This window comes from Pseudomonas sp. GW-45, from assembly GCF_056896675.1.
Genome location: NZ_CM167674.1, coordinates 3,357,167 through 3,379,744, shown reverse-complemented (window position 1 = coordinate 3,379,744; position 22,578 = coordinate 3,357,167). Strand labels below are relative to the sequence as shown.

Genomic DNA, 22,578 nt, shown 5'->3' with positions numbered 1-22,578 from the left:
CACTGCGTCACCTCCGCGATAGGTCGTACGGAAGGTGGCGCAGTTTTCAGGGCTTAACGCGCTGCGAGCTGCTCCGCTATGGCGTCCATCAGTTGTCCACCGATGTCGGTCTGGAAGGCAGCATCGATTTCACGGATGCAGGTGGGGCTGGTGACGTTGATCTCGGTCAGATAATCACCGATAACATCCAAGCCAACAAATAGCAGGCCGCGCTCGCGTAGCACCGGACCAACCTGGGCGGCAATCCATCGATCGCGTTCAGTCAACGGGCGGGCTTCGCCACGACCTCCGGCGGCCAGATTGCCACGGGTTTCGCCCTTTTGCGGGATACGCGCCAGGCAATAAGGCACCGGTTCGCCCTTGATCATCAAGATCCGCTTGTCGCCGTCTTTGATTTCCGGCAGATACCGCTGTGCCATGATCTGTTCCTGACCGTAACGGGTCAGTGTCTCAATAATAACGCTGAGATTTGGGTCATTCTCCTTGATGCGGAAAATCATCGAGCCGCCCATGCCGTCTAACGGTTTGAGAATGACGTCACGGTGACGCTTGGCGAATTCGCGCAGAATGTCGGCGCGTCGAGTAACGATGTGCTCGGGTGCGCATTGCGGAAACTGGGTGGCAAATAGCTTCTCGTTGCAATCACGAAGGCTGGACGGACGGTTGACCACAATTACGCCAGCACGCTCGGCGGCTTCAAGAATATGCGTGGCATACAGAAATTCGTTGTCGAAAGGCGGATCCTTGCGCATCAGGATGACGTCCAGCGTGTTCAGGGCGAGCTGCTGCTCTGCGCCGAGGTCGTACCAATGCTCGGGGTTCGCATGCACCTGCAAGGGTTTCATGCAGCCCATGGCTTGTCCGTCGGCCAGATAGAGGTCTTGCGGCTCTAGGTAGAACAGTTCCCACTGACGCTCGCTGGCAGCGAGGAGCATGGCCAGAGTGCTGTCTTTTTTGTAGTGGATCGCGTTGATGGGATCCATGACGACGCCGAGACGAATAGGCATATAGAGTTAATTTCCGCGCTGTTTCGAGGTAGGCGTCGAGTGTAACGCTTGAAGCTGTGTCGGAGAAAGGGTGGCTAATATGGCTGGATGTCCCGGACATGAGTAAGCTTTATAGATTGGCCGATAAATCTATGCTAAAAGTACGCGGAAAAGGAATTGGCTGGTCAGCGGCTGTGACGATGCAGCCATAAAGATCGAACCACCATTAATAACAAGGGCTGGTCTTATGGAAGAAAATTTCGAAAGCCTGAAAGTCATGGTGATTGATGACAGCAAAACGATTCGACGCACAGCGGAAACCCTGCTGAAAAAAGTCGGATGCACCGTGATCACTGCAGTGGATGGCTTTGATGCGTTGGCCAAAATTGCAGACAACCACCCCGATATCATCTTTGTCGACATCATGATGCCGCGTCTCGACGGTTATCAGACCTGTGCGCTGATCAAAAACAACAGCGCGTTCCGTTCTACCCCGGTGATCATGCTGTCCAGCAAAGATGGCCTGTTCGATAAAGCCAAAGGGCGGATAGTTGGCTCGGATCAATATTTGACCAAGCCTTTCAGCAAAGAAGAGCTACTTGGCGCCATTCGCGCGCATGTACCGCAAGCTGGCAAAATGGCCGGTGCAGCAGGCGCGTGAGCGTGGTTGCATCACTTTGAATTAACCGGGGGATTACGATGGCCCGTATTCTGGTAGTAGATGACTCGCCGACCGAGCTGTACAAGCTCACCGGCATGCTTGAAAAGCACGGTTACGAAGTTCTGAAAGCAGAGAACGGGGCGGACGGTGTCGCGCTTGCCCGACAAGAAAAGCCCGATGCCGTGCTGATGGATATCGTGATGCCCGGCTTGAATGGTTTTCAGGCCACCCGGCAACTGACGAAAGATCCGGAAACCAACCATATTCCGGTCATTATCGTTACCACCAAGGACCAGGAAACCGACAAGGTCTGGGGTACACGTCAAGGAGCAAAAGACTACCTGACCAAGCCGGTCGAGGAGTCGACTTTGATTAAGACACTAAAATCGGTACTCGGCAGTTAGGAATTTCTGCTCGATCGATGCCGCTATAACAACGAGAAAAGACACGGCATGTCAGATACACAGCATCCCTTCGATTTATTGCAGGCGTTGGCCCAGCGTTGCCGCAGTCAGGCAAGCGGTCTGCCGTCCCGAGAAGTAGTCAGCGAAACCTGGAGTGGCGTCGGCTTTCGGTTGGCTGGTCACGTCATGCTGGCTGCTATGGGCGAAGTCAGTGAAATTCTGCACGAACCGCGTTACACCGCGCTGCCCCGAGTGAAGGCTTGGGTGCGAGGCGTGGCAAATGTGCGTGGCCGTCTGTTGCCAATCGTCGATATGAGTCGTTTCTTTGGAGTAACCAGTACGGTGCCGCGCAAACAGCGCCGGGTGCTGGTGTTGGATCGCGACGACATCTTCGTGGGTTTGCTGATTGATGAACTGTTGGGGATGCAGCATATGCCGGTCAGTGCGTTCAGTGAGCGCTTGCCTGAGCTAGACGATGTAGTACGTCCTTATGTCGTCGGCGTCTATGCAGGTGAGCAACCGGCACTGGTGTTCAATTTTCGCGCATTAGCGCACGATCAGACGTTTCTCGACGTAGCGCTCTGATCAGTTTTGGGGTGCGGCCGGGCAATCCGCTGCCGCAACGGAGCATGTTAGCTAGAACAATAAGGCTGTAGGCCAGGTAGGGGCCATAAAATGAAAAAGTTCGATAAACAGATGCTGTCCACGATGCGAAGCAACCGCACGCTCACCGGCCTGTTCGCCGCACTGATCCTGTCGTTGCTGTTGCTGTTCGTCAACTTCCTGTACCTGAATATTCAGAGCACATACGATACGGAATACATCGGTCACGCCGGTGAGCTGCGCGTACTCTCGCAGCAGATTTCCAAGACAGCTACCGAAGCCGCGACGGGTACGCCAGAAGCCTTTGGCCAGCTGCTAACGGCGCGCAACGACTTCCAGCAGCGTTGGGATTACTTGGTCGATGGCCGTGAAGAAACCGGCCTGCCGCCCACGCCCGGCGCACTGCAGGAGCAGTTGGCGCTGGCACAGGCTGACTGGGACAAGGTACGCCGCAACGCTGACTCGATTTTGGCCAGCCAAGCGACGGTATTGTCGCTGCATGAGGTTGCCAACACCCTGTCTGACACCGTGCCGCAACTGCAGGTTGAATACGAAGACGTGGTAGATGTGCTGATCTCCAGCGGCGCTTCTGCCGATCAGGTCGCCATCGCCCAGCGCCAGTCGCTGTTGGCCGAGCGTATTCTTGGCTCGGTAAACCGTGTACTTGAAGGTGACCAGGACTCGGTCATGGCGGCCGACAGCTTTGGTCGCGACGCCAGCCTCTTCGGTCGTGTGTTGCAGGGTATGTTGCAGGGTAACGCTGCCATCGGCATTAGCCGCGTAGCGGATCCAGACGCGGCCAGCCGGTTGGAAGAAATTCAGGAGCTGTTCCGTTATGTATCGGACTCGGTTGATCAGATCCTCCTGACCTCACCGGAGCTCTATCAGGTACGCTCCGCTGCCAACGAAATTTTCACCGATTCGCAGTCGCTGCTGGACAACGTATCTGGCCTGGCTACTGGCTTTGAAAATCGTGCTGACTCGCGCGTGGTGAACACGTTGCTGGGTTATGCGCTGGGTATCATCGCACTGGGCTGCATTTTGCTGATCGGTACGCAGATGACCCGCGAAACACGTGAGCGTCTGGTTGAAACTGCCGAGAAAAACGAGCGTAACCAGGCGGCGATTCTGCGTCTGTTGGATGAGATCGGTGACTTGGCCGACGGTGACCTCACTGCTCAGGCGACGGTGACCGAAGATTTTACCGGCGCCATCGCCGACTCGATCAATGAATCCATCGACCAGCTGCGCGCACTGGTACAGACCATTAACGAAACCGCTTTGCAGGTGGAAGGCGCTGCCCAGGAAACTCAGGGCACGGCCATGCATCTAGCCGAAGCCTCTGAACACCAAGCACAAGAGATTGCTGGCGCCTCGGCGGCGGTGAACGAGATGGCGGTCTCAATTGACCAGGTATCGGCCAACGCTTCCGAGTCGGCAGCGGTAGCGGAACGCTCAGTAGCCATTGCCAACAAAGGTAACGAGGTGGTGCAGAACACCATCGTTGGCATGGATACCATTCGTGAGCAGATCCAGGACACTTCCAAACGGATCAAGCGTCTCGGTGAGTCATCGCAGGAAATTGGTGACATCGTAAGCCTGATTAACGACATCGCCGACCAAACCAACATTCTCGCGTTGAACGCAGCGATTCAGGCCTCCATGGCGGGTGACGCTGGCCGCGGCTTCGCGGTAGTTGCCGACGAAGTCCAGCGCTTGGCGGAACGTTCGTCTGGGGCGACCAAGCAGATCGAAGCACTGGTAAAGACCATTCAGACCGACACCAACGAGGCGGTTATCTCGATGGAACAAACTACCTCAGAGGTAGTGCGTGGTGCGCGTTTGGCGCAGGACGCCGGTGTGGCACTGGAAGAGATTGAGAAGGTATCAACCAGCCTTGCCGCCTTGATTCAGAACATCTCCAATGCCGCGCGGCAGCAGGCTTCATCCGCTGGCCACATATCCAACACCATGAACGTGATCCAGGAGATCACCTCGCAAACCTCGGCAGGTACCACCACCACCGCACGCAGCATTGGTGAGTTGGCGAAACTGGCCGAGGCCATGCGTCAGTCGGTTGACGGCTTCACGCTACCGCAGCAGGACAACTAAGCTGACTCGGAAGGCCGCTCACGCGGCCCTCCGGTTCCGCTTGGAGCGAGGGGCTTAAAGTGCAGACAACGCAAAATTGGTCGTTGCAACAACTGCCGGAGATGGACGCGCATCAGTTTCGGCAGTGGCAAACACTGCTGGAAGCGCGCACGGGCGTGTGCGTCAGTGATCAGCGTAAAACCTTTCTGCAGACCAGCGTTGGCACGCGCATGCGTGAGCTGAAAATTGCCGATTATCAGACCTACTACGAGCACGTGACCCATGGCGCCGCTGGCGCAGTTGAGTGGTCCGCGCTGATCGAGCGTCTGACCGTGCGAGAAACCAGCTTTATGCGCCATCGGCCGTCATTTGACGCCGTTGGCCAGCATCTGGATAAACTGCTGGCCGGCCGCGCAACCGATCGCCCATTGCAGCTCTGGAGTGTGGGTTGCGCCAGCGGCGAGGAAGCCTATTCGATGGCGATTATCAGTGAACAGAGCATCGCCACTGCCGGCGGGCATGCCAGCGGCTATGGCATCTGGGCTACTGACATCAGTCTGAAGGCATTGGAGCAGGGACGGGCCGCTACCTATCCCGGTAACCGTCTGGGTGGTTTGGATGAGCGCGAGCGCCGGGAATGGCTACAGACCCTGCCGAATGACCGCTATGAAATCGCCTATGCCCTGCGCGACCGGGTGTGCTTTTCTCGTTTGAACATTCTTGAATTGGCCCAGGCCCCGATCCGGGACCTGGATATCATCTTCTGCCAGAACCTGCTCATCTACTTCCGTCGCTGGCGTCGCCGCGACCTGCTCAATTTGCTCGCCACGCGTCTCGCGCCGGGCGGCATGTTGATCATTGGACTGGGTGAAATCATGGACTGGAATAATCCCCTGCTGGAGCGGCTACCTGATGATCAGGTACAGGCTTATGTGCGCCGGGATAGCACTGGACGTCTGGAGTGAATATGGGTGATCGGCATGACTATGTCGCCCTCGATTGGGTCAAAGGCGAGATTTCCGAAACGCTGAACCAAGCGCGTCAGGCACTCGAAGCTTTTGTAGAAAACCCCGAGGATTCAACGCGTTTGCGTTTTTGTCTGACCTATATACATCAGGTTCATGGCACGCTGCAGATGGTCGAGTTTTATGGTGCAGCGCTGCTCGCCGAGGAAATGGAGCAACTGGCGCAGGCGCTGATGAACGGTGCAGTTAATCGTGAAAACGAGGCGCTGGAAGTACTGATGCAGGCCATCCTGCAAATGCCCGCCTACCTTGATCGTGTGCAGAGCGGCAGGCGTGATTTACCGCTGGTGCTGTTGCCGCTGCTAAACGACATGCGTACCGCTCGCGGTGACAAGCTGTTATCGGAGAACGCTCTTTTCAGCCCGGGGCTGGATACCGCTACTGCGGATCCGGTTTCCGGCGACTATGCCGATTTGTCGGATGCTGACAATGTGCGCCAGTTGCGCAAGCTGCGCCAAGCACTGCAAATGTCGCAGGCTGGAGTGATTCGGGGGCAAGAAGTGGCGGCTAACAGTCGTCACTTGCGCAATGTATTTACGCGCCTGCAGCAGCTTTGCCAGGGTGCGCCCTATGCGGATTTATGGGCGATCTTTGCCGGTGTAGCTGAAGGCTTGGAGCTGGGCAGTATAGAAAATGGCGCAGCCATCCGACAGTTGCTGCGTCAGGCTGATCAGGAGCTGCGTCAATTGATGGCGCGCGGCGCTGCGGCGCTGCAAAGTAGCCCGCCGCCGGAGCTACTACGCAACCTGTTGTTCTATGTGGCCAAGAGTGCCGATGGCAGCCCGCGTCTGGATGCACTGAAAGTGCGCTACCAGTTGCAGGGCTCATGGGCCGGCGGGCAGGATGATCTGGCTGCGGGTGATGCGCGGCTGGTTGGGCCTGATCGTGGCGCCATGCAGTCTGTTGTGATGGCACTTGGCGAAGAACTGATGCAGGTCAAGGACCAGCTCGATCTCTTTGTACGCAGTGATCGCAGTCAGCTCGATGGTTTGTCGGCGCTGCTACCGACCATGAAACAGATCAGCGATACCCTGGCTATGCTGGGTTTGGGGCAGCCACGCCGGGTTCTGAGCGAGCAGATCGAACAGGTACAGCGACTGGCCAGCGGTGACTCGAATCTGACCGATGCAGCGTTGATGGATGTCGCTGGCGGCATGCTCTATGTTGAGGCCAGTCTGCAAGGCATTCTTGGCCTTGAGCGGGGCGAGCAAGAGGGCGCCGTTGACCATGACATGCAGCGCTTGGCAGCTGCGCAAGACATCGTACAAGTGCAGCACATGGTGGTGCAGGAGGCGCGTAATGCGCTGGAAGAAACCCGTGAAGCCATTAATGCCTTTATTGCAAACCAGTGGGATCACAGCCACCTGGAACCCGTCGACGACCTGCTCAATAGTGTGCGTGGTGGTCTGGCTATGCTCCCATTGGAACGCGCAGCGGCCGATGTAGGCGCCTGTCGGCGCTACATTCAGGAGCAGCTAATTACTCCGCTAGCGGTGCCAGATTGGGTTGCATTAGACGCACTCGCCGACGTGATCACCAGTATCGATTATTACCTTGAACGTCTCGCTGAGGACGACAGTAATCGCGGCGACAGCATCCTGGATGTTGCTGAAGAGCGCTTGAGCACCCTGGGTTATCACCCGGATTCGTTGCCAACTAATAGCGATCACGCGGCAGAGCAAGCAGGTGCCGGCGAGCTGCTGCAAGACCAGCAGGATGAGGGCGCAGTTGTTGATACTGCATCGCTGGACGAGCAGCTGCAGACAGATAGCCCGGCGCCTGAGCTTGGCGCCGCTGCTGAAGTTGTTGAAGAAGACGAGATGGACGCCGAGTTGGTGGAAATTTTCGTCGAAGAAGCGGGTGAAGTACTCGAAACTCTCGCCGAATTCACCCCCGCCTGGCAGCAAAACTACGCTGACCATAAAGCCCAGGCTGAAGTTCGCCGCGCATTCCACACGCTCAAAGGCAGTGGTCGTATGGTGAAAGCCGGCATACTGGCCGAGCTGGCGTGGTCGGTTGAAAATATGCTCAATCGGGTGATCGATCATTCGATTGAGCTGAGCGCCGATGTGTTTACCGTGGCCAATGCGGTGCGTGCTTTGATGCCCCAGCTAGTCGATGACTTCGCTAGTCATCAGCAGCGCGCCTGGCCTGAAGTTGCTGAGCTGGCTGCGCAGGCTGATGCCCTGTCGCGCGGCGAGCTCCTCGCCTCTGTGGCGCTTTCGGACGCAGAAACCGAGGCTCGCGGCGAGCTGCCAGAGCTGCTGGACGACGAGTACGCCCCTGCAGCGCAGGACCAGGTTGCGAGCGATGACGCTTTCGATCCGGCGTTTGATCAGGAGTTTGATCTGCAGCCGCTGAGCGAGCTACCGGAGCTGGAAAGTGAAGAAATTGATGAGGGCCTGCTGCTGGGATCGGTGCACGAGCCTGAGCCTGACCTGAGCCTGCAGGACGAAACACTGCCGCTTATTGAGTCCGATTCGCTTGACAGCTGGTCGGAGCCGCCAACACTGCCTGCAGAGCCAGAGCCAGAGCCAGAGCCAGAGCCAGAGCCAGAGCCAGAGCCAGAGCCAGAGCCAGAGCCAGAGCCAGAGCCAGAGCCAGAGCCAGAGCCAGAGCCAGAGCCAGAGCCAGAGCCAGAGCCAGAGCAGGCGATGATGGATCCGGTTTTGCTGGATATTTTCCGCAATGAAACCCGGAACCATATCGACCAGATCAATGCTTATTTGTACGAATGTTCTGAGCACGGCCTGCCTCGCAGCATCAGTGATGCCCTGCAACGTGCACTGCATACCCTCAAGGGCAGTGCCCACATGGCAGCCATTCAATCGATTGCCGTGCTGGCCACGCCGCTAGAAAAATTAGCGAAAGAGTTCAAAACCAACCTGATCCCCGCGGATCAGGGGCTAGTCAGCCTGTTGGGTGAGGCGGTTGTGCTCTTCGAGGCGGGTTTGGCCCATTTAGGCTCCGGACCTGATCAGCCGATTCCCGGCACCGACGCATTCTTACCACGCTTGCAATCACTTTATCAGCAGGCGTTGGCCGCACGTGAAGCGAGCCGTGCTGACTTGGAGGAAGGCGAAGTCGGCAGCAGTTTGATGTCGATTTTCCTCACCGAAGGTATTGACTACCTGCTTGATGCCGCCGATCAGCTGGAGGCCAAACGCACTGATTCAACGCTGGAGATCGATAGCCGGGAGTTGATCGGAGCCCTGCGCGGCTTAGCGGATGTGGCCGCAGACGTCGAGCTGCCCGCACTGGAAGAGTTGTGTGAAGCGCTAGAACAGGTACATGAGCGGATGCTTGGTGGCCTGGTGCTCGAGTCGCAGGGTCTGGGTACTTTGTCTGCTGGTCATGAGCGTCTGATCAGTATGATGGATCAGGTCGCGGCACATCAGCATCTGGGCACGGCAAAAGATGAGATTGAGGCGTTGCAAGCGTTGCTACCCGCAACAGCGGCAACCGAGTTGAACCCTGCCAGTGCACCGTCTGTTGCGACTGCGACTGCGACTGCGACTGCGACTGCGCCGGGCCAGGGTGGAACCTGGAGTCCGAGTGAAGCCGGGACTGATGCTGAGCTAGTGGATATCTTCCTCGAAGAAGCGCAGGAGATTATTGAAAGCTCCGCTGGCAGCTTGCAACAATGGATGGGCGATACCGCCAATACCATCGCCGTAGAGGCTTTGCAGCGTGACCTGCACACCCTGAAGGGTGGCGCGCGCATGGCCGAAATTCGCCCGGTTGGTGACCTGTCGCACGAGATGGAGTTTGTTTACGAAGCTTTGTGCGAGCACCGTTACGAAGTAACGCCGCCGCTGTTTGAGTTGCTGCATGCTTGTCATGACGCTTTGGCCGACATGGTCGATGGTGTGGTCGCCGGGCGCCCAATCAGTGATGGCGCCGCGCTAATCGCCGCGATTAATCGCTTCCGTAAGAACCCTTCTGAGCCACCCGTTTTGCCGGGCGCCGAGACAGGATCGACAGGGCCGCTCAACGAAGCTCCAGTTGACCAGCTTGCCGAAGTAACGCCGCAGCCGCTGGACGGTATGTTGGCAATCTTTATTGAGGAAGCGCACGAGTTATTGGCGCCCTGCGCCGATCTGCTAATGCGCCAAGCTGAAGATGCGGCCGCCGCGGCAGAGCTGTCGCACCGTATTCAGACTCTTAAGGGCAGCGCTCGTCTCGCGGGTCAAACGGCGTTGGCCGAACATGCCAAGCAGTTAGAATCGATGTTGCAACAATCGCCTGCCGACAACAGCGAAGCGCTGATGCAAAGCCTCCTAGAGTTGCAGGCGCGGGTTGTTGGGCTGTCGGCTAACGGAACGCAGACGCCGCAGCTCAGTTGGTCCGCGCCGGTTGAGTTCGCGCCGCCCATGCCTAGCACTAGCAAGCCAGCAGTGGCGTCGTCGGGTATGTCCCTGGCCGGTGTGCAAGAGATTCTGCAGCGTGCCATGTCGGCGAGCGAGCCGTCGTCGGATAACCAGAAGCGCACCAGCGGCCAGGAGAGTGTCAAAGTCTCCTCGGCGCTGCTTGAGGAATTGGTTAACCTCGCGGGTGAAACCTCGATTTTCCGTGGCCGTATCGAGCAGCAGGTGACAGATGTTGCGCATCTGCTGGAAGACGTAGAAAGCACCATCGAGCGAGTGCGCGATCAGCTGCGCCGCCTGGACATGGAAACTCAGGCACAGATCCTGTCGCGCCACCAGGAAGAGCTTGAGCAGGGTTACGAAGACTTTGACCCGCTGGAAATGGATCAGTATTCGCAGTTGCAACAGCTCTCGCGCTCATTGTTTGAGTCGGCGTCCGACTTGTCGGACCTGAAAGAGTCGCTGGCCACCAAGAGCCGTGATGCAGAAACCCTGCTGGTACAACAGGCGCGGGTAAACACCGAGCTGCAAGAGGGTCTGATGCGCACACGCATGGTGCCCTTCGAACGCCTGCTGCCGCGCATGCGACGGGTGGTTAGGCAGGTGGCTAGCGAGTTGGGCAAGCAAGTTGAACTTGTCGTCGGCAATGCCGAAGGCGAAATGGACCGCAGCGTGCTGGAACGCATGATCGGCCCGCTGGAGCACATGCTGCGCAACTCGGTTGACCACGGCATAGAGATGCCGATGGCACGACAGGAGAAGGGTAAGACCGGCGATGGCCGTATTTGGCTCGATCTGGGCCGCGAAGGCAGTGAAATAGTGTTGACCCTGAAGGACGACGGTGCAGGTATCAATCTGGCTGCGGTGCGTCGTAAGGCTATTGAGCGCGGCTTGATGGACGCGGACGCTGAGTTGACCGATCAGGAAATACTGCAGTTCATCCTTGAGGCGGGCTTTTCCACCGCCGAGCAGGTCACGCAGATCTCTGGTCGAGGCGTCGGCATGGATGTGGTTAACGCTGAAGTGAAGCAGCTCGGCGGTAGCATGACTCTAAGTACCGAGCCTGACAGCGGCACCACATTTATCATTCGCCTGCCCTTCACGGTGTCGGTAAACCGCGCCTTGATGGTCTATTCCGGCGAAGATCTCTATGCGATTCCTTTGAATACCATCGAAGGTATCGTGCGGGTTTCTGGTTACGAGCTGGAGGCCTATTACGCCCCCGATGCGCCGCCCTTTGAGTATGCGGGTAAGCAGTACGACCTGCGTTACCTAGGCGACCTGCTGGTCACCGGTCAGCAGCCCAAGCTGACGGGACACTCGTTACCCCTGCCGGTAATTCTGGTGCGCGGTGCTGAACACAGCATGGCCGTGCAGGTTGATGCGCTCGCAGGTTCACGCGAGATCGTGGTGAAAGGCTTGGGTAAGCAGTTTGCGGTGGTGCCCGGTATTTCCGGTGCGACCATTCTGGGTGATGGCCGCGTGGTGGTGATCCTCGATCTGCTGGCGGTTATTCGTGCCCAACAGGCGTTGCACGCCCAGCAGTATCTGGCTGCCGAACGCGCACAGGCCATTACGCCTGAAGAGCGGCCACGGTTGGTCATGGTTGTCGATGACTCGATTACCGTGCGCAAAGTGACCACTCGCTTGTTGGAGCGCAACGGCATGGAGGTGGTCACCGCCAAGGACGGTGTAGATGCCATTGCGCGGCTGCAGGACATCACGCCCGATATCATGTTGCTGGATATAGAGATGCCGCGCATGGACGGTTTTGAAGTGGCCACTCGCGTGCGCCACGACGAGCGCCTGAGCAAGCTGCCGATCGTGATGATCACCTCGCGCACCGGTGAAAAACACCGCGAGCGTGCGCTGAGCATTGGGGTCAATATTTATCTCGGTAAGCCTTATCAAGAAGCACAATTGCTGGAGGTGATCAGCCAGCTGGTAGCCGTGCGTGAGTGATACGGGCGTGCCGGCCATTGCCCTGCTGGCCGGCAACGCTGGCAAACGTAACCGACTGGCCGGGGTGCTGGCGCGGTTTGGCTATCGGGTGGTGTTCGCGGGTGAGCCTTCGGAGCTGAATGCCGTGCGGTTACAGGCGGTACAAACCGATGCATGGCTACTGGAGCTGGCTGAAGAGTCGCCTCTAGCCGATTGGCTGCTGGAGCACAGCCCGGTGCCGGTATTATTGGGCGCAGGTGAAATTCCCGATGCAGCCAGTGAAGAGTACCCGCGTTGGCAGCGACGCCTGCTTGGCAAGTTGCTGCCGTTACTCGGCGAGCCCCCGGCGGCGGATAGTTTGGTACCAGTGGTGGTACCTCAGTTGCGGCAGGATACTCCGCCCTTTGTGTGGGTGCTGGGTGCTTCGCTGGGTGGGCCAGCGGCGGTAAAGAGGTTCCTGGACCTGCTGCCGGCTGATCTGCCGGTGGCTTTTATCTACGCTCAACACATAGACGCCAGTTTTGAGCAGCAATTGCCGCAGATTTTGGGGCGGCAGAACGATTGGCGCATCATCAATTGTCAGCCCGGTGCGCATTTGCGCCGTGGTGATGTGCTGGTAGCACCGGTTTCCCGCTCATTGCATTTTGGCAATGAGGGTGTAGTGCAGTTGAGTGACGAGCCTTGGCCTGGCCTCTACCGACCGTCGATTGCAGCAGTGCTGGATGAGACAGTGCGCACCTTTGGGGCCGCCAGCGGTGCAATTATCTTCAGCGGTATGGGTGAGGATGGCGTGGCGGCATGCGGGCGCTTGCGTCAACAAGGAATCGAGGTGTGGACGCAAGATGAGCAGAGCGCAGCCTGTGCGACTATGCCCAAGGCGGTTCAGGACGCCGGTTTCAGCCACCGCGAGGGCTCGCCGGAAGAGCTGGCGGCAGCGCTGGAGCAGTGGTTGCTGCAGGAATGGCCGCTGGCCTTGTAGGTCTTGGCGGCAGATGAATTTCACCGAGGATGGTTAGATATGTCGGATGTGCTGGAAAGCCTTAACGGACTTATCATTCCGTTGGCGGGTAAGCCGCTATTGCTGCCCAACGTGGCGGTTGCGGAGCTAGTGGGTTACCGGCTGAGTCAGTCGGCTTCGCAGGGGCCTGAGTGGTTTCTAGGCTGGACTCTCTGGCGCGACCAGCAGGTGCCGATGGTCGATCTCGATAGTTTGTTAGCGAATGGCTTCGAGCCTGCGGTGGATGCGCAGCCGCGAACCTTGATTCTGAACGCGCTGGACGGCGTGGCGGACCTACACTTTATTGGCTTGCGTGTTTGGGGTATCCCGCGGGCGCGTAAATTAGCGCGTGACGAGGTTGAGCAAGTAGGCCTAGGCGGCAACTATGTGTTGCAGCAAGTGAGAGTTGCCGATGAGCCAGATGAGTTGTTGATCCCGGATCTGGCGGCAGTGGAGCGGTCGCTTGAGCAGGCTGGGCTGCTGCGCCGCGCTGGTTAAGATTTATTTATCTAATCAGAGCGCAAAGCTTAGGCGTGCTTCGGTGCCGCCGCCCACACGGTTGAGTAGCTGTACTGTGGCGCCGTGGCTATCAGTGATGCGCTTGACGATGGCCAGCCCGAGCCCAGTACCGCGCGTCGAGCGCGCCTGATCGCCCCGAATGAAGGGGCTAAACAATTCATCGCCCTCCAGAATTTCTACTCCGGGCCCACGGTCCAGTACGCTGACAATCAGACGAGACTGCGGGCCTGCTTGCTGCAAATAGGTGCAGACCTCTACGCCGGCGCCGCCATGTATCAAGGCATTTTCAATTAGGTTAGTCAGTACTCGTTTGATCGACAGGCGGCGGAACTCGAATTCAGGCACTGGTTGCAGACACAGGCGCACTCTTTGGTCATTGGCATTCAGCGGCGCGACTACCTCGCCGATCAGCTCGTTAATATCGGCGGTTTCGCTGGCCTCAGCGCTGCCGTCGCGGATGTAGGCCATGAATTGATCAAGAATGGCGTCCATGTCCTCGATATCGCGGATCATCCCGTCGGTTAACTCGGGTTCAGCCCCCGACATCAACTCGGTAGACAAGCGCATACGCGTCAGCGGGGTGCGTAAATCGTGGGACACCCCGGCAAGCAGCATTGAGCGGTCGCGGCTGGCCTGCTCAACGTCTTGCGCCATTTGATTGAACGCGCGATAGACCTCGGCAATTTCAGATGGCCCGCTATTGTCGAGCAGGCGCACACGTTTACCTTGGCCGATGCTGCGGGCCGCGCCCTCAAGGGTTTTCAGTGGTTGATTGAGTTGCCGCACCAACAGCCAGGCGGCTGCGGTCGATAGCATGCCGATCAGTACCAACCAAGTCACCACCATCCACACCCGTTGGCCGCGCAGCGGATGGGCATAGAGCGGGACTTTGAGCCAGTATTCACCATAAGCAGGTTGGTGAATCCAGACCGCAGGTTGGCTCTGGGTCTGTACCTTTACCTGCGTCTGGTCACCTAACTCGTCACGCAGCTGGTGGGTAAAAATGCCCGAATAGGGCCAGTGGAACTCACCCAGGGGTACTTGCTCAGGCACCATCACTTGCATGCCGGTCATTTCTTCGATGTCGCGGCGGGTCTCAGGACTGCTGGCCCAGTAGGCCCGTACTAGCATGGCGGTACCGTGGCTGTATTGGCGGTCAACCAGCAGATCTTCGTTGCTGAGCAGGTAAATCAGCGTGAGCACCTTGGAAAACAGGGTGACCAACAGCACCAGCAAAATAGTGCGGGCAAAAAAACTGCGCGGCAGCAATGGGTGCCAGCCGGGGCCGCCCTTCACGCGGACTGGCCGTCCGGTACAAATACGTAGCCCACGCCCCAGACCGTCTGGATATAGCGAGGCTTGGAAGGGTCAGGCTCGAGCATGCGGCGCAGGCGCGAGATTTGTACGTCAATCGAGCGTTCCAGCGCATCCCACTCGCGGCCACGCGCCAACTGCATTAGCTTGTCGCGGGTTAATGGTTCGCGGGGGTGGCGTACCAGGGCTTTGAGAACGGCAAATTCGCCGGTGGTCAGCATGTTGACCTCACTGCCTCGGTTGAGCTCGCGGGTCGCCAGGTTGAGCACAAATTCGCCGAAGGTCACCTGGTCATTATCGGTGCTAGGCGCGCCCGGCACTTGCGGCAGCTGACGGCGCAGCACGGCTTTCATGCGAGCAACCAGTTCGCGCGGGTTAAAGGGCTTGGGCAGGTAGTCGTCAGCGCCAATCTCCAGTCCCTGGATGCGGCTGGTTTCATCGCCCTTGGCGGTCAGCATGATGATCGGGGTGGTATTGCCTTCGGCGCGGAGCCGAGCGCAGGCGGTCATGCCGTCTTCACCGGGTAGCATCAGATCAAGAACGATCAACGAATAAATTTCGCGAGCCAGCAGGCGATCCATCTGCTCGGTATCTTCGACCGCCCGAACGCGGTAGCCCTGCTCACCCAGAAAGCGTTCCAGCAAACGCCGCAAACGCACGTCGTCGTCAACAATCAGAATTTTCTCGCCTTCGTTCGTCATGCTCTACCTGCCTGAAATAATAAGCCCGCATTGTGAACCAAGGCCGCAGGTTTTGCGGTCTGGCCATTGTTACAAGAGGTTTCTTTTTACCCTGTTATGGTCGTGCTATCCAGCGTACTAATGGAAGCCGACCTGAGGCGATCTCTCAGTTATACTGCCCGGCCTGTTACCGCGAAATTTGGAATTGATTGCCCATGCAGAGTATTGCCGCGCGCATCGCAGCCGAATTGTCGGTGCGTCCTGAACAAGTAGATGCCACTGTCCGGTTGCTGGATGAGGGTGCCAGTGTTCCCTTTATCGCTCGTTACCGCAAGGAAGTCACCGGTAGCCTGGATGATACCCAGCTGCGTTATCTGGAAGAGCGCTTGCGTTATCTACGCGAACTCGAGGATCGCCGTGCTGCGGTGTTATCGAGCATTGCCGAGCAAGACAAACTGACGCCGGAGCTGGAACGCGATATCCGTCAAGCGGAAACCAAGACCCGGCTCGAAGACCTCTACCTACCTTACAAGCCCAAACGTCGCACTAAGGGCCAGATTGCCATCGAGGCCGGCCTAGAGCCGCTGGCAGAAGCACTCTATGCGGATGCCACCCTGGACCCTGAAGCCCAGGCTGCAGCCTTTGTGGATGCCGACAAAGGTGTGGCAGACATAAAGGCGGCGTTGGATGGCGCCAAATACATTTTGATGGAGCGCTTTAGCGAGAACGCGAGCCTGCTCGCCAGCTTGCGCCGGGCGCTGCGTGAGGATGGCCGGGTGGTTTCTCGTCTGGTTGCGGGCAAAGAGCAGGAAGGGGCTAAGTTCAGTGACTACTTCGAGTATTCGGAGCCGCTGATCAAGGTGCCATCGCACCGTGCGCTGGCAATATTGCGCGGGCGTAATGAAGGGGTTTTGAGCATCGCCCTGGAATTGGGCGACGAAGCACCTGCAGTCGGCAGCTTGCATCCTTGCGAAGGCATAATCGCTGAGGCAGTACAGGTCGAGAACCAAGGCCGAGCTGCGGATAAATGGCTGATGGAAGTCGTGCGCTGGACCTGGCGCGTGAAGTTGCTCGGCCACTTGGAAACCGAATTGCTGGGCGAGCTGCGCGAAGGTGCTGAAAACGAAGCCATTCGCGTGTTCGCCAGTAACCTGAAGGACCTGCTGTTGTCTGCACCGGCTGGCCCACGGATTACCCTTGGGCTCGATCCGGGTCTGCGCACCGGCGTTAAGGTAGTGGTAGTAGATGCCACCGGTAAGTTGCTGGATACCGCAACCGTATTCCCACATGCGCCGCGTAACGATTGGGATCGATCATTGGCGACCCTGGCAACCTTGTGCAAAAAGCATCAGGTCAGCCTGATTGCGGTCGGTAACGGCACGGCCTCGCGGGAGACCGACAAGCTCTCGGCTGATCTGATCAAGTTATGCAGTGGCCAGAGCATGCAGAAGGTCATGGTCTCTGAGGCTGGTGCCTCGGTTTACTCCGCATCTGAGCTGGCTTCACGCGAGTTCCCCGACCTGGACGTTACCTATCGTGGCGCTGTGTCCATCGCCCGGCGCCTGCAGGATCCGTTGGCCGAGTTGGTGAAGATTGAGCCCAAGGCGATTGGTGTTGGCCAGTATCAGCACGATATCTCACAAGTAAAACTGGCGCGCGGATTGGACGCGGTAGTCGAAGACTGCGTGAACGCCGTGGGCGTTGATCTCAATACCGCTTCGGCGGCGTTACTGACGCGCGTCTCTGGCCTGAATCCAAGTATTGCGCAGAATATTGTCGATTTTCGCGATCAGCATGGTGCCTTCAAAAATCGCAAACAGCTGCTTAAGGTTAGTCGGTTGGGCGACAAAACCTTCGAACAGGCAGCGGGCTTTCTGCGGGTGATGAATGGTGACAACCCGCTGGACGCTTCTGCGGTGCATCCTGAGGCTTACCCATTGGTGACCCGCATTGCCGAGGAAACCGGACGCGATGTGCGTGGATTGATCGGCGACTCTACATTTTTGCGTAAGTTGGAGCCGGCGCGTTACACCGATGAGCATTTCGGTGTGCCGACCATTACCGACATCCTCAAAGAGCTGGATAAGCCCGGCCGTGACCCACGCCCCGAGTTCAAGGCCGCAGAGTTCCAGGAAGGTGTTGAAAGCCTCAAAGATCTCAAGCCAGGTATGACGCTGGAGGGCGTGGTGACTAACGTCGCCAATTTCGGCGCCTTCGTCGATATTGGCGTGCATCAAGACGGCTTGGTGCATATCTCCATGTTGTCGCAACAGTTCATCAAAGACCCGCGCGACGTGGTCAAAGCCGGTGACATCGTCAAGGTTAAGGTGATGGAAGTGGATATTCCGCGTCAACGCATCAGCCTGACCATGCGGCTGGAAGACACGCCACCGGTTGCCGGCGAGAAAACGGAGTCACCTGCCGAACGCAATCGCGCGCGCAGTCAGGGCAATAAGCACAACAGCAAAACCAACACGCAAGCCAAGGCGTCCCCAGAGGGCACTTTCGCCAACCTGTTTGCCAATGCCAAGAAGAAAAGGTGATGCCATGAGCGAATTACACCCAGCCCTGGCGGCATTTGCCGCACAACGCACCAGCGAATTTACCGCATTGGTAGGTATTGAGTTTGTGGCAATTGAGCGCGGAAGTTGTACTTTGCGTCTGCCGATCACCGAGAAGCATTTCAACTCGACCAAGCGAGTGCACGGTGGTGTGGTCTTTACCCTGCTGGATTCGGCCATGGGCGCTGCAGCTTTCAGCGTCCTGGAGCCGCACGAAAGTACCGCCACCATCGAGTGCAAGATCAACTACACTCGCGCGGTAGTGGGTGGCGAGCTGGAGTGCATCGGCAAGGTAGTGCACGCAGGCACGCGCACCATAGTGATAGATGGTGAGGTTTGGCAGGATGGGGTGCTAGCCGCAAAATGCCTGGGTACCTTTGCCCGCCTGTAATGAGCGCAAGGGCTTGCGCCTTTCTATACTGATTGAGATGCCGGCTGGCGGGTGCCTGTCGGTGCTACAACCCAAGGAGTGACATCTTGTCACCAACGCTTAGTAAACGTCTCGGCCTGCTGCGTGACCCTGCGGTACAGCCACTGCTGACCGACTGCCGTCACGGCATCGAAAAAGAAAGCCTGCGAGTAACGGCAGATGGCATGCTGGTTCAGAGTGCGCACCCGGTAAAACTGGGTTCGGCTTTGACGCACCCGACTATTACAACTGATTATTCTGAAGCTCTGATCGAGCTCATTACACCGGTCAGTCGCAGCATTGATGAACTGTTCAGCAATCTCGACGAGGTGCACCGCTTTACCTACAGCCACCTGGGCGAGGAGCGGTTATGGAATCAGTCAATGCCGTGTCGGCTTCCGGTCACCGATAACGATATTCCGATTGCCTGGTACGGCACCTCCAACGTTGGCACGCTGAAGCACGTATACCGTCGCGGTCTTGCGATACGTTACGGCAAGGCGATGCAGTGTATTGCCGGTGTGCATTACAATTTTTCGCTGCCGCCAGCGTTGTGGGCGCAACTCAAGAAGCAGGATCAGGACACTCGCAGCGAGCAGCAATACCAATCCGAGCGATACTTTGCGCTGACTCGTAACTTCCGCCGCTATGCCTGGTTGCTGATGTACCTGTTTGGAGCTTCACCCGCGGTGTGTGCGAGCTTTCTGCAGGGCCGCGATCATCGATTGCAACCGCTGGGCGACAAAAGTCTGTACTTGCCTTACGCCACCAGCTTGCGAATGAGCGACCTGGGTTATAACAACAACGCTCAGTCTGACCTTAACGTGTGTCACAACAGCCTGGATGCCTACATCGCCAGCATGCTCGATGCGATCAGCTTGCCCTACGAGCCTTACTCCAAGCTCGGTACTCACGACGCCAAGGGTGAATGGCAGCAGCTGAATACCAACCTGTTGCAAATCGAGAACGAGTTTTATAGCCCGATCCGTCCCAAGCGGGTAGCGCAGAGCGGTGAGAAGCCTTTGCATGCGCTGGTGGAACGGGGCGTTGAGTACATTGAGGTGCGTTGTCTGGATATCGATCCCTTTGCACCGCTCGGGGTGGACCCGGACACTGCACACTTTATGGATGCCTTCCTGTTGTTTTGCGCGTTACAAGACAGCCCGCGCCTCGAAGACGCCGAATGTCAGGCTGCCTCGGACAACTTCAATCTGGCGGTCAAGCGTGGACGTGAGCCGGGTCTGCAGCTGCAAGATAATGGGCAGGAGCGCACCCTGGTTGATTGGGGCAACAACCTGTTGGACAGTATCAGTGATTGTGCTGCGCTGCTCGACAGCGCCAACGATACCCAGCGCTTTTCTGCCAGCCTTGAGCAACAGCGTCACAAATTAGCCGATGCGAGTCTGACGCCGTCGGCGCGGGTGTTGGCGGCAATCGCAGAGCAGGGTGATAGCTTCTTCCGTTTTGCCTTGGCGCAGTCGGAAGAGCACAACCGCTATTTCCGCGCCCGCCCGTTGGATGCGCAAGCTCAAACGCAGTGCGAAGCAGCCGCAGCCCAATCTTTAGCCGAGCAGCAGGCGATTGAAGCTGCGGATACGTTGGATTTCGACAGTTATGTGGCGCGTTATCTGACTCAGCCGGATTAAGTCAGTCACCGGTGCCTGCCGCAATGGCTGGCACCGGTTTGTGTTACTGGACGATCAGGTTGGTGAACAAAAGGTCATCAATCAGTGGCGCCCCTTCCTCTTCGGTCAGTACCGCCTGTACCGCTGCAAGCGCACTGGCGCGGAGCGCTTCCTTGCTTTCCATTGAAGCAAGATCCTCTGCGGTTTGACGCGCAAACAGAGTAACCAGAGCATTGCGAATCAGCGGATCGTGGTATTCGATTTTGCTGACGGCGGCTGGGTCTTCGGTGCGCAGCGCCACATCTGCCTTGAGGTACTGAATACGCGGCCCGGTTCCTATGGTCCCGACAAACGAGGGTTTCAACTCGACGTAGGCGGTGGTGCTGGCGGAGGCGTTTTCTTCTTCTGCGCAAGCCATGAATGGCAGCAGCGCGGCGAAGAAAAACAAGGTTAGGCGTTTGAGTTGCATGATCTGGGGCTCCGATAAGATTGCCACAGGATAGCCGAGCAAAGCAGTCTCGCCAAACGCTTATCGGTCCAGGCTAATGCGGATGTTATGCATACCCATCACTTCGGGGCATGGTGATTGACCCCTGTGTGGGGTAAGCGTCTAGACTGTCCGCATCGTAGCCACAGCAGGCCGTTAAAAAACACCTGCGGTGCCAATACTGCGTTAAAAATAACCTTGGAATACTCGTTTACCACACGTGAACTACTTTTCCTTGGTCGTTTTTGACTGGTCCTGGCCGCCTTGGCTACCGTTTCAACAACCTGCTCGAGCCAAGGAGACAACAATGAAAGCTGTTCTATGCAAAGCCTATGGACCCGCCAGCAGCCTGGTACTGGAAGAGGCCGCTGATCCGGTTGCCAAAAGCAACGAAGTCGTTATCGACATCCACGCTGCCGGCGTTAACTTCCCCGACACTCTGATCATCCAGGGCAAATACCAGGTCAAGCCACCGTTCCCGTTTTCTCCAGGCGGTGAAGCGGCCGGTGTGGTTTCGAGCGTGGGTGACAAGGTTAAGCACCTGAAAGTAGGTGATCGCGTCATGGGCCTGACCGGCTATGGCAGTTTTGCGGAAAAGATCGCCGCCGACGCTATGCGCGTGTTGCCGATGCCCGATGACATGGATTACATCACGGCCTCCGGTTTCAGCATGACGTACGGTACGTCCATGCATGCGCTCAAGCAGCGCGGTGATTTGCAGCCGGGTGAAACCTTGTTGGTGCTGGGTGCCTCCGGTGGCGTTGGTTTGGCTGCAGTGGAAATCGGCAAAGCGATGGGCGCGCGGGTTATCGCAGCTGCCTCTACCGCCGAGAAGTTGGAAGTGGCCAAGCAAGCCGGCGCGGATGACTTGATTAACTACAGCGAAGTTAGCCTGAAAGACGCGGTCAAAGAGTTGACCAACGGCAAGGGCGCAGACGTGATCTATGATCCGGTCGGCGGCGATTTGTTTGATGAGGCGGTACGTAGCATCAACTGGAAAGGTCGTTTATTGGTAGTGGGTTTTGCCAGTGGCCGTATTCCCGAGTTCCCGGTGAACCTGGCGTTGCTCAAGGGCTCGTCCATCGTGGGTGTGTTCTGGGGCTCTTTCGCCGCGCGCGAGCCGCAAGTCAATCTGGAAAACTTCAAGCAGCTGTTTGCTTGGCACACCGAAGGTAAGCTCAAGCCACTGGTTTCCAAGACCTACGAGCTGAACGAGTACGAAGATGCGCTGAATATCCTCAGCTCGCGTCAGGCAGTTGGCAAGGTTGTAGTTAAAACCCGCTAACAGCAGCTGAAAACGGTAAGCAGCCCCTGCCCAACGGAGACGGTGTGCAGGGGCTGCTACCTTTGCAGCCTCTCGCGGCGCTTAAAGCGCCCCCTGATACCCCAATTGCCTCCATGCTTCGTAGATCAGCACGGCCGCGCTGTTGGACAGGTTAAGGCTGCGGCTATCGGGCAACATGGGAATGCGCAAGACCTGATCTGCTGGCAAAGACTCGCGTACCTCAGCGGGTATTCCTCGGCTCTCCGGGCCAAATAAAAACAGGTCGCCAGCGGCGAACTGCACCTCACTGAATCCCTTCTTCCCTTTAGTACTTAAAGCAAACACGCGTCCAGGCTTTACCGCCTGCAGACAGGCCTCAAGGTTTGGATACGTCTTTACCGCAGCAAACTCGTGGTAATCCAGTCCGGCACGCCGTAGTCGTTTGTCATCCAGTTCAAAGCCCAGCGGCTCGATCAAGTGCAATTGGCAGCCGGTATTCGCGCACAAGCGAATGATGTTGCCGGTATTGGGTGGGATCTCGGGTTCGAGCAAGGCGATATGGAACATGGGGCGGGCGCTTAGGGTTTGGCGTAAGGAGCCGCAGTGTAGCTACGCTGGATGGCCAGCGGCAAGGTCTGCTTGAG

The 22,578-nt window shown here is 57.6% G+C and carries 17 protein-coding genes; 12 read left to right on the top strand and 5 right to left on the bottom strand.

Going from position 1 to position 22,578, the window contains the following annotated elements:
- Positions 1-53: 53 nt before the first annotated feature.
- On the bottom strand, positions 54-1,007 hold the full coding sequence (gene gshB / locus AC1XYH_RS15895) for a glutathione synthase (RefSeq protein WP_483324091.1): 954 nt from the start codon (positions 1,005-1,007) through the stop codon (positions 54-56).
- Positions 1,008-1,233: 226 nt separating this feature from the next.
- Here gshB and AC1XYH_RS15890 point away from each other — a divergent pair, with 226 nt between their 5' ends.
- From AC1XYH_RS15890 to AC1XYH_RS15855, 8 genes are all read left to right on the top strand, one after another.
- Complete coding sequence (locus tag AC1XYH_RS15890; protein WP_483324090.1) at positions 1,234-1,647, top strand: response regulator; 414 nt, start codon at positions 1,234-1,236, stop codon at positions 1,645-1,647.
- A 38-nt stretch (positions 1,648-1,685) separates the two neighbouring features.
- Positions 1,686-2,051 carry a twitching motility response regulator PilH gene (gene pilH, locus AC1XYH_RS15885; protein ID WP_483324089.1) on the top strand — a complete coding sequence of 122 codons (366 nt, stop codon included), beginning with the start codon at positions 1,686-1,688 and terminating at the stop codon, positions 2,049-2,051.
- A 48-nt stretch (positions 2,052-2,099) separates the two neighbouring features.
- Positions 2,100-2,636, top strand: a complete 537-nt coding sequence (locus tag AC1XYH_RS15880) for a chemotaxis protein CheW (protein WP_483324088.1) — start codon at positions 2,100-2,102, stop codon at positions 2,634-2,636.
- Positions 2,637-2,726: 90 nt separating this feature from the next.
- Positions 2,727-4,766: a methyl-accepting chemotaxis protein gene (locus AC1XYH_RS15875; protein WP_483324087.1), complete on the top strand. Its 2,040-nt coding sequence runs from the start codon at positions 2,727-2,729 to the stop codon at positions 4,764-4,766.
- Positions 4,767-4,825: 59 nt separating this feature from the next.
- Positions 4,826-5,710, top strand: coding sequence for a CheR family methyltransferase (locus AC1XYH_RS15870; RefSeq protein WP_483324086.1), 885 nt, complete (start codon positions 4,826-4,828; stop codon positions 5,708-5,710).
- A 2-nt stretch (positions 5,711-5,712) separates the two neighbouring features.
- Positions 5,713-12,099: a hybrid sensor histidine kinase/response regulator gene (locus AC1XYH_RS15865; protein WP_483324085.1), complete on the top strand. Its 6,387-nt coding sequence runs from the start codon at positions 5,713-5,715 to the stop codon at positions 12,097-12,099.
- Entirely contained in the window at positions 12,092-13,057 is a 966-nt protein-coding gene (locus tag AC1XYH_RS15860) for a chemotaxis protein CheB (RefSeq protein WP_483324084.1), read from the top strand. Before AC1XYH_RS15865 ends, AC1XYH_RS15860 begins: the two co-directional genes overlap by 8 nt.
- 39 nt (positions 13,058-13,096) lie before the next feature.
- Entirely contained in the window at positions 13,097-13,573 is a 477-nt protein-coding gene (locus tag AC1XYH_RS15855) for a chemotaxis protein CheW (RefSeq protein WP_483324083.1), read from the top strand.
- A 15-nt stretch (positions 13,574-13,588) separates the two neighbouring features.
- Here the strand turns inward: AC1XYH_RS15855 and AC1XYH_RS15850 are convergent, their stop codons facing one another.
- Both AC1XYH_RS15850 and ompR read right to left on the bottom strand, forming a co-directional pair.
- Positions 13,589-14,890 carry an ATP-binding protein gene (locus tag AC1XYH_RS15850; RefSeq protein WP_483324082.1) on the bottom strand — a complete coding sequence of 434 codons (1,302 nt, stop codon included), beginning with the start codon at positions 14,888-14,890 and terminating at the stop codon, positions 13,589-13,591.
- Complete coding sequence (gene ompR / locus AC1XYH_RS15845) at positions 14,887-15,609, bottom strand: osmolarity response regulator transcription factor OmpR (RefSeq protein ID WP_483324081.1); 723 nt, start codon at positions 15,607-15,609, stop codon at positions 14,887-14,889. Before ompR ends, AC1XYH_RS15850 begins: the two co-directional genes overlap by 4 nt.
- 194 nt (positions 15,610-15,803) lie before the next feature.
- On the opposite strand from ompR, the gene AC1XYH_RS15840 reads away from it, so the two are divergent.
- The 3 genes from AC1XYH_RS15840 to gshA all read left to right on the top strand — a co-directional run bounded on the left by AC1XYH_RS15840 (position 15,804) and on the right by gshA (position 20,204).
- Positions 15,804-18,131, top strand: a complete 2,328-nt coding sequence (locus AC1XYH_RS15840) for a Tex family protein (RefSeq protein WP_483324080.1) — start codon at positions 15,804-15,806, stop codon at positions 18,129-18,131.
- A gap of 4 nt (positions 18,132-18,135) precedes the next feature.
- Positions 18,136-18,540: a PaaI family thioesterase gene (locus AC1XYH_RS15835; RefSeq protein WP_483324079.1), complete on the top strand. Its 405-nt coding sequence runs from the start codon at positions 18,136-18,138 to the stop codon at positions 18,538-18,540.
- Between the two features lie 86 nt (positions 18,541-18,626).
- Complete coding sequence (gshA, locus tag AC1XYH_RS15830) at positions 18,627-20,204, top strand: glutamate--cysteine ligase (protein WP_483324078.1); 1,578 nt, start codon at positions 18,627-18,629, stop codon at positions 20,202-20,204.
- Positions 20,205-20,247: 43 nt separating this feature from the next.
- On the opposite strand, the gene AC1XYH_RS15825 is transcribed toward gshA, so the two are convergent.
- The gene (locus AC1XYH_RS15825; protein WP_483324077.1) at positions 20,248-20,652 is read right to left on the bottom strand and encodes a flagellar basal body-associated FliL family protein; all 405 of its coding nucleotides are present in this window, start codon (positions 20,650-20,652) and stop codon (positions 20,248-20,250) included.
- A gap of 325 nt (positions 20,653-20,977) precedes the next feature.
- On the opposite strand from AC1XYH_RS15825, the gene AC1XYH_RS15820 reads away from it, so the two are divergent.
- On the top strand, positions 20,978-21,955 hold the full coding sequence (locus tag AC1XYH_RS15820) for an NADPH:quinone oxidoreductase family protein (RefSeq protein WP_483324076.1): 978 nt from the start codon (positions 20,978-20,980) through the stop codon (positions 21,953-21,955).
- An 81-nt stretch (positions 21,956-22,036) separates the two neighbouring features.
- Here AC1XYH_RS15820 and trmL read toward each other — a convergent pair whose 3' ends face one another.
- Positions 22,037-22,501 carry a tRNA (uridine(34)/cytosine(34)/5-carboxymethylaminomethyluridine(34)-2'-O)-methyltransferase TrmL gene (trmL, locus tag AC1XYH_RS15815; protein WP_483324075.1) on the bottom strand — a complete coding sequence of 155 codons (465 nt, stop codon included), beginning with the start codon at positions 22,499-22,501 and terminating at the stop codon, positions 22,037-22,039.
- Positions 22,502-22,578: the final 77 nt, after the last annotated feature.